Consider the following 3,784-nt stretch of genomic DNA (forward strand, 5'->3'; position numbering starts at 1 on the left):
CTTGCCCATGGTGCATCTCCTTCCATGAGACAAGTGAATCACAGATCAAGCCAAACGGGAATCCCGAATCCGGTTAACAGCGACATGCTTTAGATACACGTGGACGGAACAATCTGGATAATTATGGTTTCGGAAATCCCGTCCGTTGCTCGTCAGGCTTCAGATCGTTCATTCCGTGAACACGACCATGACGCCGGGTTTAACGATTTTCGCGAGTTCTTCCGCATCCCAGTTTGTAAGACGCACGCAGCCATGGCTCGATGTTTTGCCGATGCGTGAGGGGTCAGGGGTGCCATGAATACCGTAAGTGGGTTTGGAAAGCGCCATCCATACCGTGCCGACAGGACCGTTTGGTCCAGGTGGAATCGTCAGAACGCCTTCATTGGCTCCCTGTTTGAAGTTGATCCTGGGATTGTAGGTATAATTGGGGTTGATCGCTATTCGTTTGACCTGAACGGTGCCCGAAGGGGAAGGGGTGTCCGAAGAGCCGATCGTAGACGGGTAAGCTACCTTCAGCTTTCCATCTGCCCCATAGCCCCGAACCTGTCTGCGACCTTTATCTGCTATGATATGGGCAATCGGCGTACGTTTAGCTTTGCCGAGATTGGGGACTTTGATCACCGAACCTGGATGATTGAAATTCACGCCTGGATTGATCTCTTTGAGGAAACCCTCATCGATTTGAAACCGCTCACCAATCATTTCTGTGACTGAGGTATAAGCCATTGCTGGCAATTGGGCTTTCAACGCATAATCGGCAGGGATTTCTGCCACAAATTGCCTGCCAACGTCTTCATTGGTGATGAGGTAATCCTTGAAAGCTGGTCAGCCGGTATTTTCCAACTCGGCCTGAACGCCCATCGATTGCGCCAGGCGACGCGCCAGCCCTGTCCAACATGATCTGATAGGATGCAATCTGTTCTTTGGAACCAACGTCTTTTGGCATTTCTATCGCGGGTGCCATGTCGTCGGCAGTTGGAATATAAGTCGATGAAATTTCCTGACGAGCGGGTTGTGTACGGTTGATACTGCCGGTGGTCATCTGGTCGAGTTCCGCTTCGATCGGTGCAGTTGACCCCACTAATGCGGGCGGTCGGATATCTTTTACCTGCAAAAGCAGTTCATTGATCGAACGGTCAATTGAGGAAGACGGCGTGGAATGGCGTTGGCGCTGTTCGAAAGATTGTCGCACTATCTCATATTCAAGGAAAAGCGTCGCTGCTTTGCCCGAACTGACAAGCACGCCGGAAATTGCAACAATACTCAATGTGAATTTGGATAAAGGAGCGAAGCGCGACATACCGTAAGCCTGATTGGACCCGATAAGTATTCGCCGGGTTATGGTTAAATATTCGTTGCGCACGTCTTTTTAGCCAAGAAATTCGGTTTAATACAATCCGAGAACTCTCGCTCGGCCTGGCTGCGATCATAACGGACTTAAGCCGTTACCCCATCTTATTGGCATGTCAGCTATGCGAAACTGGCGCTTCTGTCCGAAACCATACGGACCTATATGCTGCTTGCAACAAAAAGAAAATTTTTGAGGAGAGAGAAATGAACCTGATCCGCTCGTACAGCAACTGGCGCCGTTATCGTAACACCGTAAACGAACTGAGCCGCCTGAATGCTCATGAACTGAACGATCTGGGCATCATGGCTTCGGAAATCTCGTCCGTAGCTCGTCAGGCTTCAGGTCGCTAACAAATTTTGATTGTCGCTGAGGCCGTTCCTCCCAATTCCTCGGCGACCTAAGACCAGACATCTTCCTCCCAAGGTCAGGTCTTTCCATAAATACCCGTCGCTCCTCCAGCGGCGGGTGTTTGTTTTTGGGGGAGCGAAGGGCAACCCGCGGGACTGGGATTTCAGGTCCTGTGCCGCAGAGTACCGAGGGTCGACCAGCCCAATGGATGGGTTGGCGCAGACGCCCAGCGCTGCGGCCGATCTTAAACCTTGCCGGTTTTTTTCGGATACTCCGAGAAAAGGGGTTGTTCATCGACGAAGCAAGAGTCATTACCGCTCGATCTTCCCTAAGACAGAGGTAGTTTAGACAATGCTAATACGATGGTCCGGTTTCGGCATGGTCTCAGTTTTCGTGCTGATCGCAGGTATGCTGGGCGCGACTTTTCTGCTGCGACCGTATTTCATGCAGAGGGCACCGTACCCTTAACTTTGATGTAAGTCTCAGCGGTGGATAAGAGAGCATGCTCGACAATCGCTCCTCGCTTTATCATCGCCATCGCTTCCCACCTGGGATTATTGCAGAGGCGGTGTGGCTGTATTTCCGGTTTCCGCTGAGCTTTCGCATGGTCGAAGACATGCTGGCATACAGAGGGATCATCGTCACCCACAAGACAGTGCGCGAGTGGGCTGAAAAGTTTGGACGAGATTACGCCAATACAATCCGTCGCCGCACACCGCGCCTTGGTGATAAATGGCATCTTGATGATGCTGTCGTGACAATCAATGGTGAGCGGCACTTTCTGTGGCGCGCTGTTGATCTGGATGGCTTTGTGCTTGAAATGCTGGTCCAGAAACGTCGCGATACCAAGGCTGCCAAACGCTTTATCCGGAAGTTGCTGTCAGTTCAGGGCGCAGTTCCCCGTGTCATGGCCACCCACGGACAAGCTTGGCTCTTACGGTGCTGCCAACCGCGCCATTGGCCTCACTGTCTGTGATCATCGACAGCACAAAGGCTTGAACAACCGGGCCGAGAATTCTCATCAGCCCATCCGACGACAAGAACGGGGCATGAAGCGCTTCAAGTCAACGCGACATTTGCAATGTTTCGCATCCATTCACGACCCGATCTACAACCTTCACCATTTCCCCCGCGACCGCTTCACCTCTGCCATTCACCGCGAGCTGCGCCAAACCAGTTGGCCGAAACGGCGAACTGTCGCAGACAGGTGCTGCTTTCTTATTTCGGTGATCAATGCGAACCATGCGGCAATTGCGATACCTGCGCTGAACCACCAACCCTCTTCGATGGTACAATAGCCGCGCAGAAAATATTGTCCTGCATTTACAGAACCGGGGAGCGGTTCGGGCAATCCTATATTGTCGATGTCCTTCTTGGCGTCGACGATGAGCGCATCAGCCGCTTTGGCCACGACCAGATTTCGACTTTCGGAATCGGCCACGAGCATGACAATCACACCCGGCGTGCGATCATACGGCAGTTGATCGCTCAGAGGTTAATCGATGTCGACTTTGCCGGGCACGGCGGTTTGTCGATCTCGGAAGCAGGTCGGCAGTTTTTGCGCACAAAGCATACGCTCATGTTGCGTGTCCCGCCGAAATCGAAGCCATCGCGTGGTACTGTTTCGCGTGGAAAATCGGTAACATCCGCCCTTTCGGAGCGAGATGAAGCGCTCTTTCATGCGCTGCGAGAGAAGCGGCTAGAGATAGCGCGCACGCAAAATGTCCCACCTTATGTGATCTTCCACGATCGCACACTGATCGAACTGGCCACTGTCAGACCAGCCTCACGCGCCCAGATGGCCGATATGCCCGGTGTGGGCGATACAAGCTCGAACGCTACGGTCCGGCCTTTTTGGCCGTCGTCAACGCACACGGTTAAATCCGCCTCAGCATTTGGCGTTCAACAATACCGACCTTAGAGTCTGTCAGCGCTACACGGGTTATCCTAGCTGTGCAGATTTCCCGAGCCAGCTCTTACATCGTTTTTTCGCCCGTTTTTGAAAACTGGCTTGCCTTCCCATTTTGTCATTCGGTACATTCGTCTTGAGCGCAGCAGTGAGGAAACCGTTCCGTTTCTGCCCCT

General features: G+C 52.6%; 1 protein-coding gene and 3 pseudogenes. 3 read left to right on the plus strand and 1 reads right to left on the minus strand.

The window, feature by feature from the left end; all coding sequences use genetic code 11:
• Positions 1-168: 168 nt before the first annotated feature.
• Positions 169-982 (minus strand): annotated as a pseudogene (locus D8666_RS23805) (L,D-transpeptidase); the annotation flags it as partial.
• A 572-nt stretch (positions 983-1,554) separates the two neighbouring features.
• Here D8666_RS23805 and D8666_RS23810 point away from each other — a divergent pair.
• The 3 genes and pseudogenes from D8666_RS23810 to D8666_RS23820 form a co-directional block, all read left to right on the plus strand.
• Positions 1,555-1,701 (plus strand): DUF1127 domain-containing protein, encoded by a 147-nt coding sequence (locus D8666_RS23810; RefSeq protein WP_121539675.1) that lies wholly within the window; start codon positions 1,555-1,557, stop codon positions 1,699-1,701.
• Between the two features lie 500 nt (positions 1,702-2,201).
• Positions 2,202-2,868: pseudogene (locus D8666_RS23815) on the plus strand (IS6 family transposase); the annotation flags it as partial.
• A gap of 8 nt (positions 2,869-2,876) precedes the next feature.
• Positions 2,877-3,580, plus strand: a pseudogene (locus D8666_RS23820) (RQC domain-containing protein); the annotation flags it as partial.
• Between the last annotated feature and the right edge of the window lie 204 nt (positions 3,581-3,784).

This window comes from Ochrobactrum soli (assembly GCF_003664555.1).
GTDB classification, from domain to species: Bacteria; Pseudomonadota; Alphaproteobacteria; order Rhizobiales; family Rhizobiaceae; genus Brucella; species Brucella teleogrylli.

What these genes read in the sequence shown, in the direction of transcription:
- D8666_RS23810 (WP_121539675.1), top strand. Translation starts at nt 1,555, where the DNA reads ATGAACCTGATCCGCTCGTACAGCAACTGGCGCCGTTATCGTAACACC.